Genomic DNA, 17,899 nt, shown 5'->3' on the forward strand with positions numbered 1-17,899 from the left:
ATATGTGCATATTAACTGTAAGAAATGTTGAAAAAAGTGGGGTTGAAATGAGTATTAATTTGAAGGAGTTTTTGTTTTTAAACAGTGAAGATATTTATAAAAATATTACAAATCAATGGGCAAAAGATAAGGAATTAAAATTACATATTGAAGAAGTTCTTGAGAAAATAAATACGGATATAGAAATGAATGTGTTTTTAGAAATTATACTTGATAGTTTTCATAAAAGGTTATTTAATTTTAAAAATGAATACCAAAATGAAATTACTTATAAAGAATTTATTTTTGCATTTAAATGTTTTAAAAAAGAGGCTTTTAAAATTATAGAAAAGAATGAAATTAATTTAGAAGAAAAAATTAAATTAATTATGGATTTTAATGAATTAGCTGATAATTTAGAATTGCTTATGATAAAAAAATTCCATGATGGTAAAACGGCATATTTGAATTTTGAAACTCTAACTAAAATAAGCAATGCTAGTGTGATTATTTTTTTGAATGATAAAATTGTTTATGCTAATGAGGTTGCTAGTAAAATATTTGAGTATACAAAAAATGAGTTAGAAAGTAACAAACTTCATGAGGTATTCAAAATAATTAATAAGATAGAGGCACCTAAAGATGATTTTTTTGAAGAGGTATTTGAAGTAAAAGTTAATAACCAAGATGAAGAAAGTGAAAAATGGATAGAATTTAGAACTGGTAAAATTGAGTTTGAAAAGTTTAATATAAAAATTGCCATTGGGCAAGATGTATCATCAAGAAAAGTAATCGAACAAAGGTTGAAAGAAAGTGAAGAACGATACAAGATATTATTTGAGGTTATGCCAGATCCATTATATGCTTATGGGGACGAGGGAATAGTATTCGCTAATAATGCAGCTTTAAGAATGTTTGGATATAACAGTTTAGAAGAAATAAAAAATAAAAACTTAAATGAATTATGGTCAATATTACCTGAGTATCAAAGTAAATATCAGCAACAGATGGACAAGTTGAAGAGGACAGGCAAAATCTCAGGGGTAGAGAAAAAATGTATACGAAAGATTGACAATAAATTATTAGAAATAGAAACAACAGCTGTCTCATACTTTATTGGGGGAGAAAAATTTGTAATAAACATAAGTAGAGATATTGAGGAAAGAAATAAAGTAAGATTTCTTAAAGAGGGAGTTAGAGAAAAAACTGTTAAATTAATAGAAGCTAAAAAATATGATGAATTAAAGAATGAATTTTTAGCAAATATATCTCACGAATTTAGAACACCAATAAATATAATAATGGCTGCAATGAAACTAGTAGAAACATTGGCTAATCAAGATAATTTGAATAAAGATGATTTAAAAAGATATACATATTTATCTAAACAGAACTGTTATAGATTAATTAAGTTGGTAGATAATATTATAGATATGACTAAAATAGATGCAGGTCATATGATATTAGATTTGAAAAAAGGTAATATAGTTGAATTTATTGAGGATGTTACAATATCCGTTAGAGAGTATATTGCTAGTAAGAATTTGAAATTAATATTTGATACTAATGTAGAAGAGAGAATTATGATTTTTGACATGAGTATTGTGGAAAGAATAATATTAAATTTATTATCTAATGCAGCTAAATACACAAATCCAGATGGGCAGATTAACGTAAATATAATTGATACAAACAATAAAATCATTATAGAAGTTGAAGATAATGGAATAGGAATACCAAAGGATAAACAAAAGATTATATTTGAGAGATTTGCACAAGTAGATAAAACATTAACAAGAAACAAGGATGGTAGTGGAATTGGACTATCCCTTGTGAGAGAATTAGTAGAACTTCACAAAGGAAAAATTGATCTTATAAGTGAAGAAGGGATTGGAACAAAATTTATTATAGAATTACCTGTTGACGATAAAGAATTAAATGATATATTTGATAACACATCATACTTAAATAGAGCTTCAAGAAGTTTAATTGAATCTATTGATATACAATTTTCAGATATTTATGCACAATGGTAATACAAACGCTTTGCTAAGTTGAGAACTGAAAGTTGAAAGTGGAAAACGATGGATGTTTCTGACTGACGTCAGAAACTAAATTTTATTGTTTTTAACATAATAGGATTTTACTTATTTTAGATAAAATATTGCATTTTAGTACAATGTTTCATTTAAAATGAAACGAGTAGGTAGCTATTGTTCAAAGAAGAATATAATTTAAATTTCACAGAGTGAAATGTCAATCGTTTTCCACTTTCAATTTTTAACTTTCAACTATGTTTTAAAACTTTCATAACTTTAGATTTCATATTTCATATGAAGAGTGTATTTTGTATATAAAATTTATAGATAAGGGTATAGTTGGGGTGCTTGTCTCATAAATTAAGTTATAAACAATCTACATGGGGGAGAAAAAAATAATTAATAAAATATGGTTCAGTTTAATTGTGTTAGGGATATTATGTACATTTTTAACGGGATCAACACAAATTACCATTGATGCAATAACAGTTTCTGCAAAATCTACTATAGAACTTATTATTGCATTAGCTGGATTCTTATGTTTTTGGAATGGAATGCTTAATATTGCTGAAAAAAGTGGATTAACAAAGAGCATTGCAAAACTGCTTAGACCAATATTCATGATGTTGTTTAAAAAAGAAGGTAGAGAAGAAAAAGCATTAGGAGCTATTGTTATGAATCTAACTTCTAATATGTTTGGAATATCTAATGCAGCAACACCTTTTGGAATAAAAGCAATGGAAGAGATGCAAAAAAATAATCCCATAAAAGATCGGGCTACAAATGATATGGTTCTATTCTTAGTTATGAATGCAGCGTGTATTCAAATAATACCTACAACAATAATATCTATTAGAAGTGCAGCAGCCTCAACAAATCCAACATTTATTATATTACCAGCTATTTTATCTACATCTATAGCAGCTCTGGTGGGGATAGTCAGCTGTAAAATCTTAGAAAGGTATTTTTAATAAAAATATGAAAGGTTTTATGCTGTTTATTCCAATCGTTATTTTATTCATTCTAATATATGGAATAATAAAAGGCGTTAAAGTTTATGAGGTTTTTGTTGAAGGTGCAAGAGATGGATTGAAAATTACATATAGAATATTTCCGTATTTATTGGCTATGATTTTTGCTGTAACTTTAGTTAGAACATCAGGAATGATGAATATAATTGAGAAAATATTGTCACCATTTACATACATTTTAGGTATACCAAAAGAAATAATGCCTTTAGTTTTAATAAAGCCTATATCAGGAAGCGGAGCATTAGGCACTCTTACAGAAATAATAAATACTTTCGGAGTAGATTCATATATTGGTATATGTGCTGCAGTTGTAATGGGAACAACAGAAACTATTTTCTATACAATTTCTATTTATTTTGGCTCCGTTAAAATAAAGAAAATAAGGCATACACTATGGGCTGTTTTGTTAGCGGATATTGCTGCTGTTATTGCCGCAGTAAATATAGTAAAGATATTTCTAAAATAAGCGCAATTTAAACAGAATTTTCAGAAAAAAGAAAGGTTCGACATGAATTACCTTTATTTTTCTTTTGTTAATTTGTATAATTAAAGAGGGGGGTGATTCGGTGCAGGTTTTGGGTGTTGGAGAAAGATTAAAATATTACAGAAAATTTTTAAAAATATCTCAAAAAGAATTAGCTGACAACAAGGTATCGTCAAATCTTATAAGTCTTATTGAACGAGGAAGAGTACCATTATCTACAGTTACAGCAAGTATATTGGTACATAATTTAAATAAGATATCTAATGAAAAAAAGATATACTTAAATTTATCAATAAGAGATTTGATGATGTCAGATAAAGAGTATATTACTAAGATCTGTGATGAAAGAATAAAGAGGGTAAAAACCAATCATGAAATTAAAGGGGTTTATAATGATGCAATTAAGATGATTGGTGATGTGGAAGAATTAAATACAGAGTTAGAAAAATATTTTGGTAAGATATTTTTTAATAAGGAGGAGTACAGGGATTCTATTGTACATTTGGAAAAGTATCTTAATAGTCAGTTAAAAAAAGATGATAAAGAACTTGCAGATGTGAAATATTTGGTAGGAAAAAGTTACTATAAATATGGGGAGTACAATCAAGCTATTAAGATGCTCTTACAATCTTATGAAATTATTAAACATGCTCAGTTGACTAAAAAGTGTTACTATGATTTGATTCATACATTAACATTGGCAAGTTATAAAGAGCATCAATATCATATAGCTAAGGAATTTGTTGAGTTATGTATAGAGTTTCTTGAAAAGGAACCCAATTCGTATAATAAAAAAAATATATATATACTAAAAGCTGAAATATACATGAAATTAAATGAGAATGACAAAGCACTGGAAATATATAAAAATATAATTCAAAGTTCGGAAGACATGGATATTATTAGAAGTGAGATAAAGATAGCTTTAGATCAGAATACTTCTAGTGATTATGAAGCTGATAAATCTTTTATTTCTTTAGTAAAGAGTTTGAATTTTTCTAATAATTACACAAATAAGCTTTTAAAAAAAGATTTTATTAAAGAAGAACGTTCTTGGGAAGAGCAAGATTTTATTTATAATGATAGAAGTAAAATAGTAAAAGCTTTTATTGATGAGATGGATAGTTTAAATTATGGACAAAAGAAATCTATATTGATTATACTAGATATATTAGAGAGTTATATAGATAATGGTGAATTTGATAAGGTAAAACATGCAGCAAATATAATGAGAGAAAAGATAAAATAAAGCAACCTCCTAAATATTGGGGTTGCTTTTTATTCTTTATAAAATTGAAAAATTTTATAAAGAAAGTATTACACCTAACGCGTGAAACGCGCCTTTTTAATGTAAATCATTACAATTATAAAGTAATCTTTCAACTTTGTCTTTGAATCTTCCCAAAGACTTTTTACTATAATCAGATGAATTTACTTCTAAAACTGCATTTTTTAAACCGTCAATTAAAAATGTATATAAAGCTTTATAATTGATATCTTCTTCCTTAATGGTTTTTTCATTTTTTTTCATTTTGTTCACCTCATTTTACTTCATTACACTTTTAAAATATGCTAATAATCTATAGTTGTGAAACATATGAGGGGTTAATTCAATTAAAAGGGATGATAAGTAATAACTTTGTGAAAAATACAGTTTTAAATGATGAAATTTTGGGGATTTTATAATACTTATCTTATTATTAGTATAGTATACTTAAGATAATAAAGAACAAATATTTAAAGAACAGAGAAGAAATTTTGGGGGGATAGGATATGGGGAAAATTGATAAAAATAAGGTTATATTAGCGGATTTGGCTTTATTGATAGTAGCCGCTGTTTGGGGGGGAGGATTTGTTGCTGTAAAGGATGCATTAGACACAACATCACCATACTTCATTATGACAATGAGATTTACAATTGCCACGTTGCTTATGGGGATTTTCTTTTGGAAAAAAATAAAGAATATTAATATGGCAAGTCTAAAAGCAGGTGTAATTATTGGAATAATATTATTTTTGGCATTTGCATTTCAAACAGTAGGATTACAATACACTACAGCAAGTAAACAATCTTTTGTAACAGCAGTTTACGTAGTTATGGTTCCATTCTTATATTGGATAGTCACAAAAAAAAGACCTAAAGCTTATAATTTTTTTGCTGCATTTTTGTGTTTAGGAGGAATATGGTTTCTTACTTTGAGTGGAGAATCAACAGTAGGTGAAAGTCTAATAAGTAAAGGGGATGGGTTAACTTTAATTTGTGCATTGCTCTTTGCAGCTCATATAGTCGCAGTAGGTCATTATGCTCAAAAATATGATCCGATTATTTTAACAGTTCTTCAATTAGGAGTAAGTGCGGTACTATCATTTATATGTATGATTTTATTAAAGCAAATACCTACACAACTTGGAAGTGAAACAATGATACCTATTTTGTACTTAGCTGCATTAAGTACATTCTTAGCATTCTTGATTCAAAATGTTGCTCAGAAGTATACTTATTCAACTCATGCCGCTTTAATAATGTGTTTAGAGGCATTGTTTGGAGCAATATTTGCTGTTATTTTACTTAATGAAGCATTAACAATTAAAATGATAGTAGGTTGTGGTCTTATATTTATTTCAATATTTATATCAGAATTAGGGACTAAGTTTTTAACTTTGAATAAAAATAAAAAAATGACCAATACTATTGACAGATAGATTGTATTGTAATATCATAAAAATCAAGTTTAATTTGTTGAAAGCGATGAAGAGAAGAGTAGTAGAGGGAAATATTTAAAGAGAGTCAGAGTAGGTGAAAGCTGACAATATGGAAATCTATGAAGATGGCCTCAGAGCAGATCTATTGAAAAATGAGTAGGTAGATACGGGTTTGCATACGTTAAAATGCAAGGTAACTTTAAACAATATTAAGTTACTTATTAAGGTCCTTATTGTGAGATAAGGATGAACTAGAGTGGTAACGCGTAATATATGCCTCTAAGCTAAATGCTTAGAGGCTTTTTTATTTTAAAAGATAATGGAGAATGTAGAATTGAGAATGGAGAATGATTGACATTTCTCTCCGAGAAATTTTAATTTTATTTTTAATTGGACAATAAAGATTTACTCGTTTCATTTAGATGAAACATTGAATTTTAATTACAATATTTTATCCTAGGATAAAATGAGTAAAAGTCTATTGTTCTAAAGAATAATAAAATGTAGTTTCTGCGTATGCAGAAACATCCATCATTCTCCATTCTACATTCTCAATTCTCCATTTCTTTTAAAAGTTTTTCATCACAACGTTATTTTTTATTACACACAGTGAGTACAATAATTTGTTAAACAAAAATATATTAGGAGGATTAGAAAATGGATAAGAAAACATACTATATTACTACGCCTATATACTATCCATCAGCAAAGTTACATATAGGTAATACATACACTACTGTAGCAGCAGATGCTGTTGCTAGATTTAAAAGATTAACAGGTTATGATGTTATGTTCCTTACAGGAAGTGACGAACATGGACAAAAGATTCAGAGAATAGCAGAAGAAAAAGGAGTTACTCCTAAGGCATATGTGGATGAGATTGTTGCTGGAATCAAGGATCTTTGGAAGCTTATGGACATAAAGTATGATAAATTTATAAGAACAACAGATGAGTATCATGAAGAATCAGTTAAAAAAATATTCAAGAAGCTTTATGATCAAGGTGATATTTATAAAGATTCATATGAAGGATGGTACTGTACACCATGTGAGTCATTCTGGACTGATACTCAATTAAATGATGGTAAGTGTCCAGATTGTGGTAGACCTGTTGAAAAGGCTAAAGAAGAAGCTTATTTCTTTAAGATGTCTAAGTATGCTGATAGATTAATTGAATATATAGAGACACATCCAGAGTTTATTCAACCTGAGTCAAGAAAAAATGAGATGCTAAATAATTTCTTAAGACCAGGATTACAGGATCTTTGTGTATCTAGAACTAGCTTTAATTGGGGAGTACCAGTAGAATTCGACCCAGGGCATGTTGTTTATGTTTGGATTGATGCACTTTCAAACTATATAACAGCTTTAGGATATGAGAATAATGATTGCGATTTAATGGAAAAGTATTGGCCTGCAAATGTACATTTAATTGGTAAAGATATATTAAGATTCCATACAATTTATTGGCCAATTATGCTTATGGCATTAGATATAGAGCTTCCAAAGCAAGTATTTGGTCATGGATGGTTAATGCTTGAAGGTGGAAAAATGTCTAAGTCTAAAGGAAACATAGTAGACCCAGAAGTGTTAGTTAATCATTTTGGAGTAGATGCTGTAAGATACTATCTTCTTCATGAAATACCATTTGGTTCAGATGGAATATTTAGTAATGAGATTTTCATAAAGAAGACTAACTCAGATTTAGCAAATGATCTTGGAAACTTACTTTCAAGAACAGTTACTATGATTGATAAATATTTTGGTGGTGAAATACCAGCACCAGCAGAAAAAGAGCCGGTGGATGATGAACTTATAACTCTTGCTCTTGAAACTCCTAAGAAAGTTGAAGAGGCAATTGATAACTTAAGAATTCCTGGAGCACTAGATCATATTTGGACTTTAATTAGAAGAACTAATAAGTATATTGATGAAACTACTCCTTGGATACTTGGTAAAGATGAAAGTAAAAAAGATAGATTAGCTACAGTTCTTTATAACCTTGCTGAATCATTAAGATTTACTTCAGTATTGTTATCATCTTTCTTAACAAAGACAAGTGAAGCAATAAATGAGCAGCTTAATGTAGAGTATACTGCTTGGGATAGCTTAGCATCATTTGATGGAACTAAAGCAGGTACAAAGGTTGAGAAAAAAGGAGTAATATTCCCTAGAATAGATGTTGAAAAGAAAATGGAAGAGCTAACTAAGATTGCTGAAGAGCAGAAGAAATTAGCTGAAGCTGCTAACAAAGAAAAAGAAGAGCAAGAAATGCTTCCATTAAAAGAAGAAATAACTATAGATGATTTTGATAAAGTTGATTTAAGGTTAGCAAAAGTTTTAGAATGTGAACCAGTTAAAAAGACTAAGAAATTATTAAAATTCCAATTAGATGTTGGTGGGGAAAAGAGACAGGTAATTTCGGGAATTGCACAGCACTATAAGCCAGAAGATCTTATAGGGAAATATGTAGTGGTTGTCGCTAACTTGAAGCCAGTAAAATTAAGAGGAGAATTATCTGAAGGAATGATTTTAAGTGCAGCTACTAATGACGATAGTAAGTTATTAACAGTAACTATAGATGGAGATCTTCCTACAGGAAGCCTTATTAAATAAAGTTTAGTGCATAATATGAAACTATTGTGCTTTATAAAAGCAAGTTGAAAGTGGAAAATTGAAAGTTGAAAACGTAGGATATTTCTCTACGAGAAATCTTAATTATATTGTTCTTCGGACAATAAATGGTTTACTCGTTTCATCAGGGATGAAACCTTGTATGTTAAATTACAATATTTTATCTAAAGATAAAATGAGTAAACCCTATTGTTCTAAAGAACAATAAAATCTAGTTTTGCGAAGCAAAACCTCCATCGTTTTCCACTTTCCATTTTCAACTGTTCAGTTATGTTTTATATCACAAAGTTTCTCTAATATAAATTTTATGACAAATATTAAAATGTACCATTAAGAACAGTTTCAGTAAGACATTGAATAACTTACATGAAACTGTTCTTTTAGGTTAAACGTATATATAAAAGGACATATTTTGGTGATTTCTTAAGAAAGAATAAAGTTGATAAATTATATAATAAATTTTTTTTATTGTTCTTTAGGACAATGGGTTTTTACTCATTTTATTTTAAGATAAAATATTGTATTTAATCTACAAGGTTTCATTGTAAATGAAACGAGAAAATTTATATTATCCAATGAATAATATAATTAAAATTTCACGGAGTGAAATATCAATCGTTGTCCATTGTCAACTGTCCACTGTCAACTTCTTTTAAAAGTATTTAATCTATTTTTTAGTTAGTGAAAAATGGGTATTAATTAAAAATAAAATAAGTATAGTGTTACAACTTTATTAAAAAAATGTATATTTTAGTCTAAAAGTTTGAAATTTCTCTTTATTCCTTTTATAATATGTGTTTAGATAGAAAAAAATATGAAGGTGATATAAATGAAAATAATATTAACTGGTTTAGTAGGGGCACTTATAGGATATGTTACTAATTGGTTAGCAATAAAGATGCTATTTAGACCCCATAATGAAATGAGAATTAAAGGAATTAAAATACCATTTACACCAGGATTGATTCCAAAAGAAAAGGCAAGAATCGCTAAGAGTGTGGGGAAAGGTATAGGAGATCATTTATTAACAGAGGATACTATACAGGAACATCTTTGTGGTGAAAAAGTTGATAATGCAATAAGAACTTGGATTAATATGAAAATCAAAGAATTAATTGAAAAAAAGGAAACATTAAAAACTTTATTAGAGAAGGGATTAGGAGGCAGGTATAAGAGCTTAAAACAATATGTAGTGAATTTATCTGTCAAGTACTCTAAGAATCTTCTAAATAATGAAGAAACAAAGACTAAGGTTATTAAAATTATTAAAGATGAAATTGAGAAATTAATTAGTGTTAATGTTGAAGATATAATAAAACATGATTTATCAATCAAGTTTCAAGAGTATGCTCTTAAGAAGATAAAAGGAATAAAAGAATCTGATGATATAAAAGTAACTATAAGTAATACCATGATCTCATTTATAAATGATGATATAAATAATTTAAAGAAATTGAATGAAATAATACCTGAGAGTACGCAGGTAACAATATATTCTCTTGTAGAAAATAATAGAGAAGAGATTTGCAATAAACTAATTAATGCTCTTGAAAAAGATTCTGTAAAAGAAGAAATTATTAGTAGTATAAATGATATGGTTAATACTAAATTAAGTCCAATGATAGCGATGTTTGTGAAAGGGGAATCTATATATCCTTTAATAATAAGCACGTTGGAGAGTTACTTAGAGCAAGATGAAAATAGAATGATGATTGTTGGCTTAATAAACAATGAAATTAAAAACTTGTTGGATAATACGGTTGGAAATATTGTAGATAAATATGGTCAAGATAAAATAAAAAGTATAATACATGAGGGAAGCAGTATATTGCTGAATAACTTTATTAACAATGAGACAATAGATAATTTATTTAATAAGTTTATTAATTCATTTGATAAAGATATAACTCTTAAAGAATTCATTGAAAAAATAGATGAAGAAGCTATAGAAAAGTTAGATGTATATATTAATAAAATATTTGAGAGTATCATTAGAATAGTAGAAGATAATAATTACATAGAAAAATCTGCGATAAAAACTATGGAGCTTATTGAAGGTGTATATATAGGCGAAATACTTGAAAAGAATAGTGGTATGGCTGAAACAATAGAGAGTGAAGCTGTTGCTCTTTACAAAGGATTTATGGAGAATAATTCAGGAAAAATCGCTCAGATGATTGATATACCAGAAGTGGTTGAAGAAAAGATAAATGAATTTGAAATGGCTGAGATGGAAGAGATAATATTAGAGATTGCTAGTAAAGAGTTAAAAGCTATAACTTGGTTTGGAGCACTACTTGGATTTGCAATGGGTGTTATTTCGCAGGTTGTAGGAAGGTTGTAGGAATCACATAGGAGGAGAACATATGATATTTGATTCACATGCACACTATGATGATGAAAGATTTGATCAAGACAGAGAGTGTGTTATAAAGGAAATAAAAGAAAGCGGTGTAGTAGGAGTTTTAAACTGTGGATCTTCAGTTGAGGGTATGAGAAAATCGGTAGAACTTGCAAGAAAATATGATTTTTTCTATGCTGCAGTTGGGATACACCCAGGAAATGCTGATGAGTATAATAGTGATATTTTAAAAGAAATAGAAGAGTATACTCAAGAAGACAAGGTGAAAGCTATAGGAGAAATAGGTCTAGATTATTATTGGGAAGAAAATCCACCGAAGGATGTTCAGAAAAAAGTTTTCAGAGAACAGATGGAGTTAGCAGATAAATTAAATCTGCCTGTTGTTATTCATGATAGAGAAGCTCATAAAGATACATTAGAAATAATGAAAGAGTTTCCTAATGTAACTGGTGTTGTTCATTGTTTTTCTGGAAGTGTTGAATTTGCTAAAGAATGTGTAAAGCTTGGATACTTTATAGGGGTGACAGGCGTTGTAACATTTAAAAATGCAAAAAAATTAAAAGATGTTGTAAAAGAAATACCTATAGATAAGTTACTAGTTGAAACAGATTGTCCTTACATGGCACCATCACCATATAGAGGAAAGAGGAATAAATCTGATTATATTAAGTACATTATTCAAGAAATTAGTTCTATTAAAGAGATTTCTTATGGCGATGTAGAAAGAATTACAAGAGAAAATATTAAAAATATGATTAAAATACCATAATTTGGAAATGATTATAATAAATAAAGAGTATTTATTGATATAAAAAGAGATTGTGGTGCATATATTTTAATATTGTTAGACACGCAATCCTTCAAAGAGAGAAGCTGCCTATGCATACGATGCAGATTTGAGGTGGTGAAATTTTATGCTCTTTAAGGAGGTAAAGCATGGGATTAAACGTATATAAGAAAAAGGAGGAAATCTCCTTTAATTTCCCGAAGATGTTGTTTATTGGTTTATTGGTTTTTAGCTTGATGTTCACAATAGTATTGAGTTTTAAAAAAGAAATAACTATTGTCATAGGCAATGAAGAGAAAAAAATAGTGACTTTTATGAGTAAAACAAATTCAATCCTCAAAAGTAAGGGAATACAATTAAATGACAAAGATAAAATTTCTGTTGGATTAAACAGTAAACTTAAAAATGGAGATTTGATAACCATTACTAAAGCCGTAGATATAAGTTTAAAAGCGGATGGAGAAGATAAGGTGATTTTTACTGCTGAGGGAACAGTTAGAGAGTTTTTTGCTTCTGAGGGGATTGAAATAGGTGAACTTGATAAAGTTACACCATCTTTAGATACAAAAATTTATGAAAAAATGTCTATACAGGTTACAAGAGTTGTTAAAGTAAAACAAGCTCAAAATTTACCAGTAGAATTTATTACTATTGAAAAACCTAATAACAAGATGGTTAAAGGTGAACAGAAGCTTGTTAGTCATGGAAGAGTTGGTGAAAAACAAGTTGTAAAAGAACTTACATTAGAAGATGGCGAGATTGTTGATGAAGTTGTTTTAAAGGAAACAATCACAAAAGAATCTGTTAGTGAAGTGGTTGAGGTTGGAACCTTAACCAAGATGGAAGTTCCAAACGGCGAAACAGTTTATTATTCATCAATTATACAAGTTAGAGCTACTGCATATACTGCAGATTTGAATCCGCAAGGGATTCCAGATGATCCATACCTTGGGGTAACAGCAGTCGGGACAAGATGTAAGAGAAATCCAAATGGCATTAGTACAATAGCTGTAGATCCAAGAGTAATTCCTTTAGGTACAAAGGTTTATGTAGAAGGATATGGTCTAGCAATTGCAGAAGATGTTGGAGGAGCTATTAAGGGCAATAAAATCGATGTTTATGTCCATAAATACTCTGATACTCTCAAGTGGGGAGTTAGACATGTAAAGGTTTATATTTTAGAAGAGATAGAAAGAGAACAGAACTAAAAAAACTAGAGCTTCGCTCTAGTTTTTTTTCGTGTTTGTGGTATTATATAAAGATATGGAGAAAATAAGTGTGTCGGAGGGTAATTTAAATAGATGATTAAAGAAGTAATAGTAGTTGAAGGACGTGATGATATTACAGCGGTAAAAAGAGCTGTAGATGCAGAAATGATAGCTGTAGGTGGATTTGGTATAAATGCTAAAGTTATAAATAAAATTAGAGAAGCTCAGAAGAGATGTGGAGTTATTGTACTTACAGATCCTGATTTTGCGGGAGATAAGATTAGAAAAATAATTTCAAAAAGAGTTCCAGGTATAAAACATGCTTATATTTCTAGAGAAGACGGTACGAAAGATGATGATATAGGAGTAGAGAATGCAGAACCCGAAGTTATAATTGAAGCATTGAAAAAAGCTAAGTGTGAAATAAGCGATAAAAGAGAATACTTTAATATAGATGATATGATGTTTTTTAAATTAACAGCTGATCAAAGGGCTAAAGACAGAAGAGAACGATTAGGAAAAATACTTGGAATAGGATATTCCAATACTAACGGATTTCTTACTAAGTTAAATAACTATGGTATAGAGAGAGAAGAATTTATTGAAGCAATAAATAAGATGAACAAGGAGATGGAAAATGGAAATACTATCTAGTGTAGATTTAGTAAAAAAATATGGATTTAAATTTACAAAGAGCTTAGGACAAAACTTTTTAACAGATGATAATGTACTAGATGCTATTGTAGAGTCTGCAGAAGTGACTAAAGAGGACTTTGTTATTGAGATTGGTCCTGGAGTAGGGGTTTTAACTTGTAGATTGATAAATAAAGCTAAACGTGTTTGTGCAGTGGAATTAGATGATAAATTAATACCTATTTTAGAGCAAGAGCTTGGAAAGTGTGATAATTTTGAATTAATTCATGGTGATGCTTTAAAAGTGAATTTTAAAGAAATAATTGGTGATGAGAAAAGTGTTAAAGTTGTTGCCAACCTTCCTTACTATGTTACTACACCAATAATATCAAGGTTTTTAACTGAAGGAATAAATTTTAAATCTCTTACAATAATGATTCAAAAAGAAGTTGCTGAGAGAATTAATGGAGTACCAAAAACAAAGGAGTACGGAGCACTTTCAGTATTTGCACAATATTACTGTAATACAAGTATTGTAAAAAGAGTTCCAGCAGGATGTTTCATACCACAACCAAAAGTTGATTCTATAGTAATAAAACTTGATAAATTAGAAAAACCTAAGGTTGAAGTAGATGATGAAAAATTCTTCTTTAAAGTTGTAAAGCAAGCTTTCCAAATGAGAAGAAAAACTCTTTGGAATTGTATGAAGGTATTAGGGCTGGAAAAGGAAAAGCTTGAAGAAGCATTTGAAGATGCTAACATAGATATGAAAAGAAGAGGGGAAACTCTTTCAATCGAAGAATTTGCAACATTGGCTAATTCTATTTATAGAAAAAGCAAACTTTAAAAAAGCTTAATTGAGAATTGAGAATGATTGACATTTCTCTCCGAGAAATTTTAATTGTATTGTTTAAGGAACAATAATGGTTTACTCGTTTCATTGAAATGAAACATTGTGTAAATAATACAATATTTTATCCTAGGATAAAATGAGTAAAAACCTCTTGTACTAAAGAACAATAAGATGTAGTTTCTGCGTTAGCAGAAACATCCATCATTCTCAATTCTCAATTCTCCATTCTCAATTTGTTTTCAAAAGCACGGTTATCCGTGCTTTTTTTAATTGAAGTTGTTTTTTTTTATTTTCTTTGTGATTTTCAAGAATCCTAATACATATAGTATAAAGAATAAGTTTAAATGTTTGGAGGTTCTTAAATTGGCACCTAAAAAAAATTACAGTCGATATTTTATAATTTTGCAAGAAGATGAAAAAGGCTTCGCTCTTGATACGGAAAAAAGTCCTTCAGGTTATGTTAAATTAGAAAAGAAAAATAATAAATGCAAAATTTCTTACTATGCACAGAACTTGAGTGTGGAAAAACAACCGTATCATCTAATCTTAGTTTGTAATAAGAAAGATGTGAAAAGCTTATTACCTCTTACTAAAGTTATGGTTGATGAACATGGAAGAATTGATTTAGTGAATGAGTATGAGATGGAAGACATTGCAAACATGCACATAGGAATGGATAAGATAATTGGTGCAGCTATAGCAAAAATAGTTGATGGTAATGTTGTTTCAATTATGGCTGGATTTACATCATCAGAGATACCTAAAGAGTGGAAAAATTATTCCATAATGAAAGATAAGAGAGAAGATGAAGAAGCACAAGAAGAAAATATTTACGAACAATACGAAAAAAATATTGAAAATGATAATAGTGCACATAATGACAGTATGAATGATCACAAGCAAATTACTGATTCAGAAGAATCACGTGATAAATGTAAACATGACAAAAAGGAAGATAAATATGAATATCATAAGAAAGATTATAAAGAAGAAGATTACATGTGTGAATCTATAAGTGAATTGTCTAAGCCTTTAAATAAAGAAGATTTTCCACTTGGTATGATTGGAGATTTCTTTAAATCACTAGTAGAGTGCTTTGATAAAGAAGAGGATATTACAAAGGAATTAAAATATTGTAATTGGTATTCTGTAAAGATATCATCAATAGATGATATGTATGACATGTCAGATTATGACAGATATGCAGTTATATATCATCCTATGATGATGTACTACGCTTATATTCAAAAATATAATCATTTTTGTGTAGGGTACAAATGTAACGAAAAAGGTAAATTGCAATATATAATTTATGGTGTGCCTGGAGATAAGGCAAAAGAAGAGCAACCGTTTGGTGGGAAAACAGGATTTGTAACATGGATTTCTACAGAAAATAAACCTAATAATGGGTATTGGTTAATGTTCTACGATGTAAGAAATTCTACAGTAGTTGTGCCAGTAAAGAAAAATAAATAATTAAAACTGCTCACAAATGAGCAGTTTTATATTTACGAAGAGGAGGATCAAAATTGAGAGTAATATTTATTTATAGTAAAAAGATTACAATCTTTTTGACAATTATTCTTTTTATGATTGTAATGTTTGGATTAGAAAGTACATTTCATGACAAATTAAAATTAGCATCTTTAAATGAAAATAACATCTATAAACTTAAAGAATATAATGATGAAAATATGAGAATAGTATATAAACTTCCTGAGAATTGGGGGAATTCTGAAAAGGAATTGAATGTTGAGAAAGTAATCTATCACAGTGAATTTTATGATAGAGAGAGTTGTATAGGAGGATATATTCAATTACAAAAGAAAAACAGGGAGTTGCAGGATGTGGTCAGTACATTCGGTGAAGACAAAAGTAAAATACAAGAATATAATTATAGACCTATAAAGGTTAATGGATATAAAGGTTATCTAGTTAAATACAAATTGCAATCTTTTATTGATAAAAAGCAAATGAAGTATTGTCAATATTACATAGAAAATGATGAGGAAAGAGCCGTAGTAACATTTTATGTTGCAGATGAAAAATATCAACAAAACTATGAAAAAATATTTGATGTAATAACAGATACAGTGAAATTGAAATGAAATATGTAAAATTGTGCTAGAAATATTAAAAATTAATTTTATGTTAATTGATTTAATTTTATAAGTGATTTATAATTCTAAGGTATAGAGTTTTTATTAATAAAATTTATCTATACTTGTCTTGAAAATCGATGATTTTACGGATTTTGGACTTGTATAAATAAAGTTTAGGTAAAAGCCTATAAGAGATTCTTAGAATTTTTTTTATTTTTGGAGTTTTTAAGAGTTCTAATATTCTTCAGGGGGTAAAATATTTTGTTTAAGAGAATTAAATTTATTTTAATGTTAATTGTAATCAGTGCTTTATTTACAGGGTGTGGTGTTGTAGACAATGTATTTATAAAAATTGGATTAAAAAACGATAGATTTGAATATATTAACGAAGGAAATGTAACGAAGGTTGTAATACAAAGTGTTAGAGATAAAAATTTCAAATTTATAATAAAAGACAAAACTGTTCTTAATGAACTATATGATATATTATCTAAAGCCAAAATTTCAGAAGAAAGTTCTACTTTAAATCCAGATTATATATTTGAACTTCATCTTAGCGGAAACAAAGTTGAAAAATATTATTATATAGCTGGATTAGATAAAGAAAATAAGGGAAATTTTTATAATGAAGATGAAAAGTATATTGTTTCTAAAAGACTAGATAATGATCTTTTAGATAACTTTTTTAATATAAGGACACCTATTAAGTTTAAGAGTATATATTATGATAGTATTATTGAGGTTTTAGATATTTATAATGAATCTATAGAAAGTGAAAAGATTAATGTTTATATAAATAAGGATAAAGAATCTGCCAAATTCATATTATCTATTGAAGAAGAAGAATTCAGGGGAAGATTAGAAAATAAGTATGATAATGTCGTGTTAAATCAAGAAATGGGAAAATCAGCAGTTGATATGGTTATATCAACAGTAGGTTATAAATCAAGTATTATTAAAATGAAAATTGAGTTTATGCAAAAAGGAAATGTTTTGCAAGAGTTTTATGTTTTAGGGAATTACGAAAATAAAAAGTGGGTTATTAATGTGTATAAAGATGAAAAACCAAGTGATTTTTAAGGAG

At 28.5% G+C, this 17,899-nt stretch carries 15 protein-coding genes and 1 other annotated feature; of the genes, 14 read left to right on the forward strand and 1 reads right to left on the reverse strand.

Annotated features, from left to right (window positions below; genetic code table 11):
• The first annotated feature begins 47 nt into the window (after positions 1-47).
• The 4 genes from OW730_RS05800 to OW730_RS05815 all read left to right on the forward strand — a co-directional run bounded on the left by OW730_RS05800 (position 48) and on the right by OW730_RS05815 (position 4,782).
• A complete protein-coding gene (locus tag OW730_RS05800; protein WP_271228124.1) occupies positions 48-2,015 on the forward strand; it encodes a sensor histidine kinase in 1,968 nt (655 codons plus the stop codon).
• A gap of 383 nt (positions 2,016-2,398) precedes the next feature.
• A complete protein-coding gene (locus tag OW730_RS05805) occupies positions 2,399-2,989 on the forward strand; it encodes a nucleoside recognition domain-containing protein (RefSeq protein WP_271228125.1) in 591 nt (196 codons plus the stop codon).
• 7 nt (positions 2,990-2,996) lie between these two features.
• Positions 2,997-3,515, forward strand: a complete 519-nt coding sequence (locus OW730_RS05810) for a spore maturation protein (protein ID WP_271228126.1) — start codon at positions 2,997-2,999, stop codon at positions 3,513-3,515.
• A 100-nt stretch (positions 3,516-3,615) separates the two neighbouring features.
• On the forward strand, positions 3,616-4,782 hold the full coding sequence (locus OW730_RS05815) for a helix-turn-helix domain-containing protein (protein ID WP_271228127.1): 1,167 nt from the start codon (positions 3,616-3,618) through the stop codon (positions 4,780-4,782).
• A 96-nt stretch (positions 4,783-4,878) separates the two neighbouring features.
• On the opposite strand, the gene OW730_RS05820 is transcribed toward OW730_RS05815, so the two are convergent.
• Positions 4,879-5,064 carry a hypothetical protein gene (locus tag OW730_RS05820; RefSeq protein ID WP_271228128.1) on the reverse strand — a complete coding sequence of 62 codons (186 nt, stop codon included), beginning with the start codon at positions 5,062-5,064 and terminating at the stop codon, positions 4,879-4,881.
• A gap of 242 nt (positions 5,065-5,306) precedes the next feature.
• Here OW730_RS05820 and OW730_RS05825 point away from each other — a divergent pair, with 242 nt between their 5' ends.
• The 10 genes from OW730_RS05825 (at position 5,307) to OW730_RS05870 (ending at position 17,895) form a co-directional block, all read left to right on the forward strand.
• Positions 5,307-6,236: a DMT family transporter gene (locus tag OW730_RS05825; RefSeq protein ID WP_271228129.1), complete on the forward strand. Its 930-nt coding sequence runs from the start codon at positions 5,307-5,309 to the stop codon at positions 6,234-6,236.
• 37 nt (positions 6,237-6,273) lie between these two features.
• Positions 6,274-6,520: a binding site (T-box leader), on the forward strand.
• Between the two features lie 373 nt (positions 6,521-6,893).
• Positions 6,894-8,852: a methionine--tRNA ligase gene (gene metG / locus OW730_RS05830; protein WP_271228130.1), complete on the forward strand. Its 1,959-nt coding sequence runs from the start codon at positions 6,894-6,896 to the stop codon at positions 8,850-8,852.
• 847 nt (positions 8,853-9,699) lie between these two features.
• Positions 9,700-11,214, forward strand: a complete 1,515-nt coding sequence (locus tag OW730_RS05835; protein ID WP_271228131.1) for a DUF445 family protein — start codon at positions 9,700-9,702, stop codon at positions 11,212-11,214.
• A gap of 22 nt (positions 11,215-11,236) precedes the next feature.
• Complete coding sequence (locus OW730_RS05840) at positions 11,237-12,001, forward strand: TatD family hydrolase (protein WP_271228132.1); 765 nt, start codon at positions 11,237-11,239, stop codon at positions 11,999-12,001.
• A 167-nt stretch (positions 12,002-12,168) separates the two neighbouring features.
• Positions 12,169-13,227 carry a 3D domain-containing protein gene (locus tag OW730_RS05845; protein WP_271228133.1) on the forward strand — a complete coding sequence of 353 codons (1,059 nt, stop codon included), beginning with the start codon at positions 12,169-12,171 and terminating at the stop codon, positions 13,225-13,227.
• 93 nt (positions 13,228-13,320) lie between these two features.
• The gene (gene rnmV / locus OW730_RS05850) at positions 13,321-13,881 is read left to right on the forward strand and encodes a ribonuclease M5 (protein WP_271228134.1); all 561 of its coding nucleotides are present in this window, start codon (positions 13,321-13,323) and stop codon (positions 13,879-13,881) included.
• Positions 13,865-14,707 carry a 16S rRNA (adenine(1518)-N(6)/adenine(1519)-N(6))-dimethyltransferase RsmA gene (gene rsmA / locus OW730_RS05855; protein ID WP_271228135.1) on the forward strand — a complete coding sequence of 281 codons (843 nt, stop codon included), beginning with the start codon at positions 13,865-13,867 and terminating at the stop codon, positions 14,705-14,707. The genes rnmV and rsmA overlap by 17 nt, the downstream gene beginning before the upstream one ends.
• A gap of 369 nt (positions 14,708-15,076) precedes the next feature.
• Entirely contained in the window at positions 15,077-16,189 is a 1,113-nt protein-coding gene (locus OW730_RS05860; RefSeq protein WP_271228136.1) for a hypothetical protein, read from the forward strand.
• A gap of 53 nt (positions 16,190-16,242) precedes the next feature.
• Positions 16,243-16,821 (forward strand): PsbP-related protein, encoded by a 579-nt coding sequence (locus OW730_RS05865; protein ID WP_271228137.1) that lies wholly within the window; start codon positions 16,243-16,245, stop codon positions 16,819-16,821.
• A gap of 255 nt (positions 16,822-17,076) precedes the next feature.
• Entirely contained in the window at positions 17,077-17,895 is an 819-nt protein-coding gene (locus tag OW730_RS05870) for a hypothetical protein (protein ID WP_271228138.1), read from the forward strand.
• Positions 17,896-17,899: the final 4 nt, after the last annotated feature.

It is taken from the genome of Oceanirhabdus sp. W0125-5, from assembly GCF_027938815.1.
GTDB lineage: Bacteria > Bacillota > Clostridia > Clostridiales > Clostridiaceae > Oceanirhabdus.

What these genes read in the sequence shown, in the direction of transcription:
- OW730_RS05800 (WP_271228124.1), top strand. Translation starts at nt 48, where the DNA reads ATGAGTATTAATTTGAAGGAGTTTTTGTTTTTAAACAGTGAAGATATT.
- OW730_RS05805 (WP_271228125.1), top strand. Translation starts at nt 2,399, where the DNA reads ATGGGGGAGAAAAAAATAATTAATAAAATATGGTTCAGTTTAATTGTG.
- OW730_RS05810 (WP_271228126.1), top strand. Translation starts at nt 2,997, where the DNA reads ATGAAAGGTTTTATGCTGTTTATTCCAATCGTTATTTTATTCATTCTA.
- OW730_RS05820 (WP_271228128.1), bottom strand. Translation starts at nt 5,064, where the DNA reads ATGAAAAAAAATGAAAAAACCATTAAGGAAGAAGATATCAATTATAAA.
- OW730_RS05825 (WP_271228129.1), top strand. Translation starts at nt 5,307, where the DNA reads ATGGGGAAAATTGATAAAAATAAGGTTATATTAGCGGATTTGGCTTTA.
- metG (WP_271228130.1), top strand. Translation starts at nt 6,894, where the DNA reads ATGGATAAGAAAACATACTATATTACTACGCCTATATACTATCCATCA.
- OW730_RS05835 (WP_271228131.1), top strand. Translation starts at nt 9,700, where the DNA reads ATGAAAATAATATTAACTGGTTTAGTAGGGGCACTTATAGGATATGTT.
- OW730_RS05840 (WP_271228132.1), top strand. Translation starts at nt 11,237, where the DNA reads ATGATATTTGATTCACATGCACACTATGATGATGAAAGATTTGATCAA.
- OW730_RS05845 (WP_271228133.1), top strand. Translation starts at nt 12,169, where the DNA reads ATGGGATTAAACGTATATAAGAAAAAGGAGGAAATCTCCTTTAATTTC.
- rnmV (WP_271228134.1), top strand. Translation starts at nt 13,321, where the DNA reads ATGATTAAAGAAGTAATAGTAGTTGAAGGACGTGATGATATTACAGCG.
- rsmA (WP_271228135.1), top strand. Translation starts at nt 13,865, where the DNA reads ATGGAAATACTATCTAGTGTAGATTTAGTAAAAAAATATGGATTTAAA.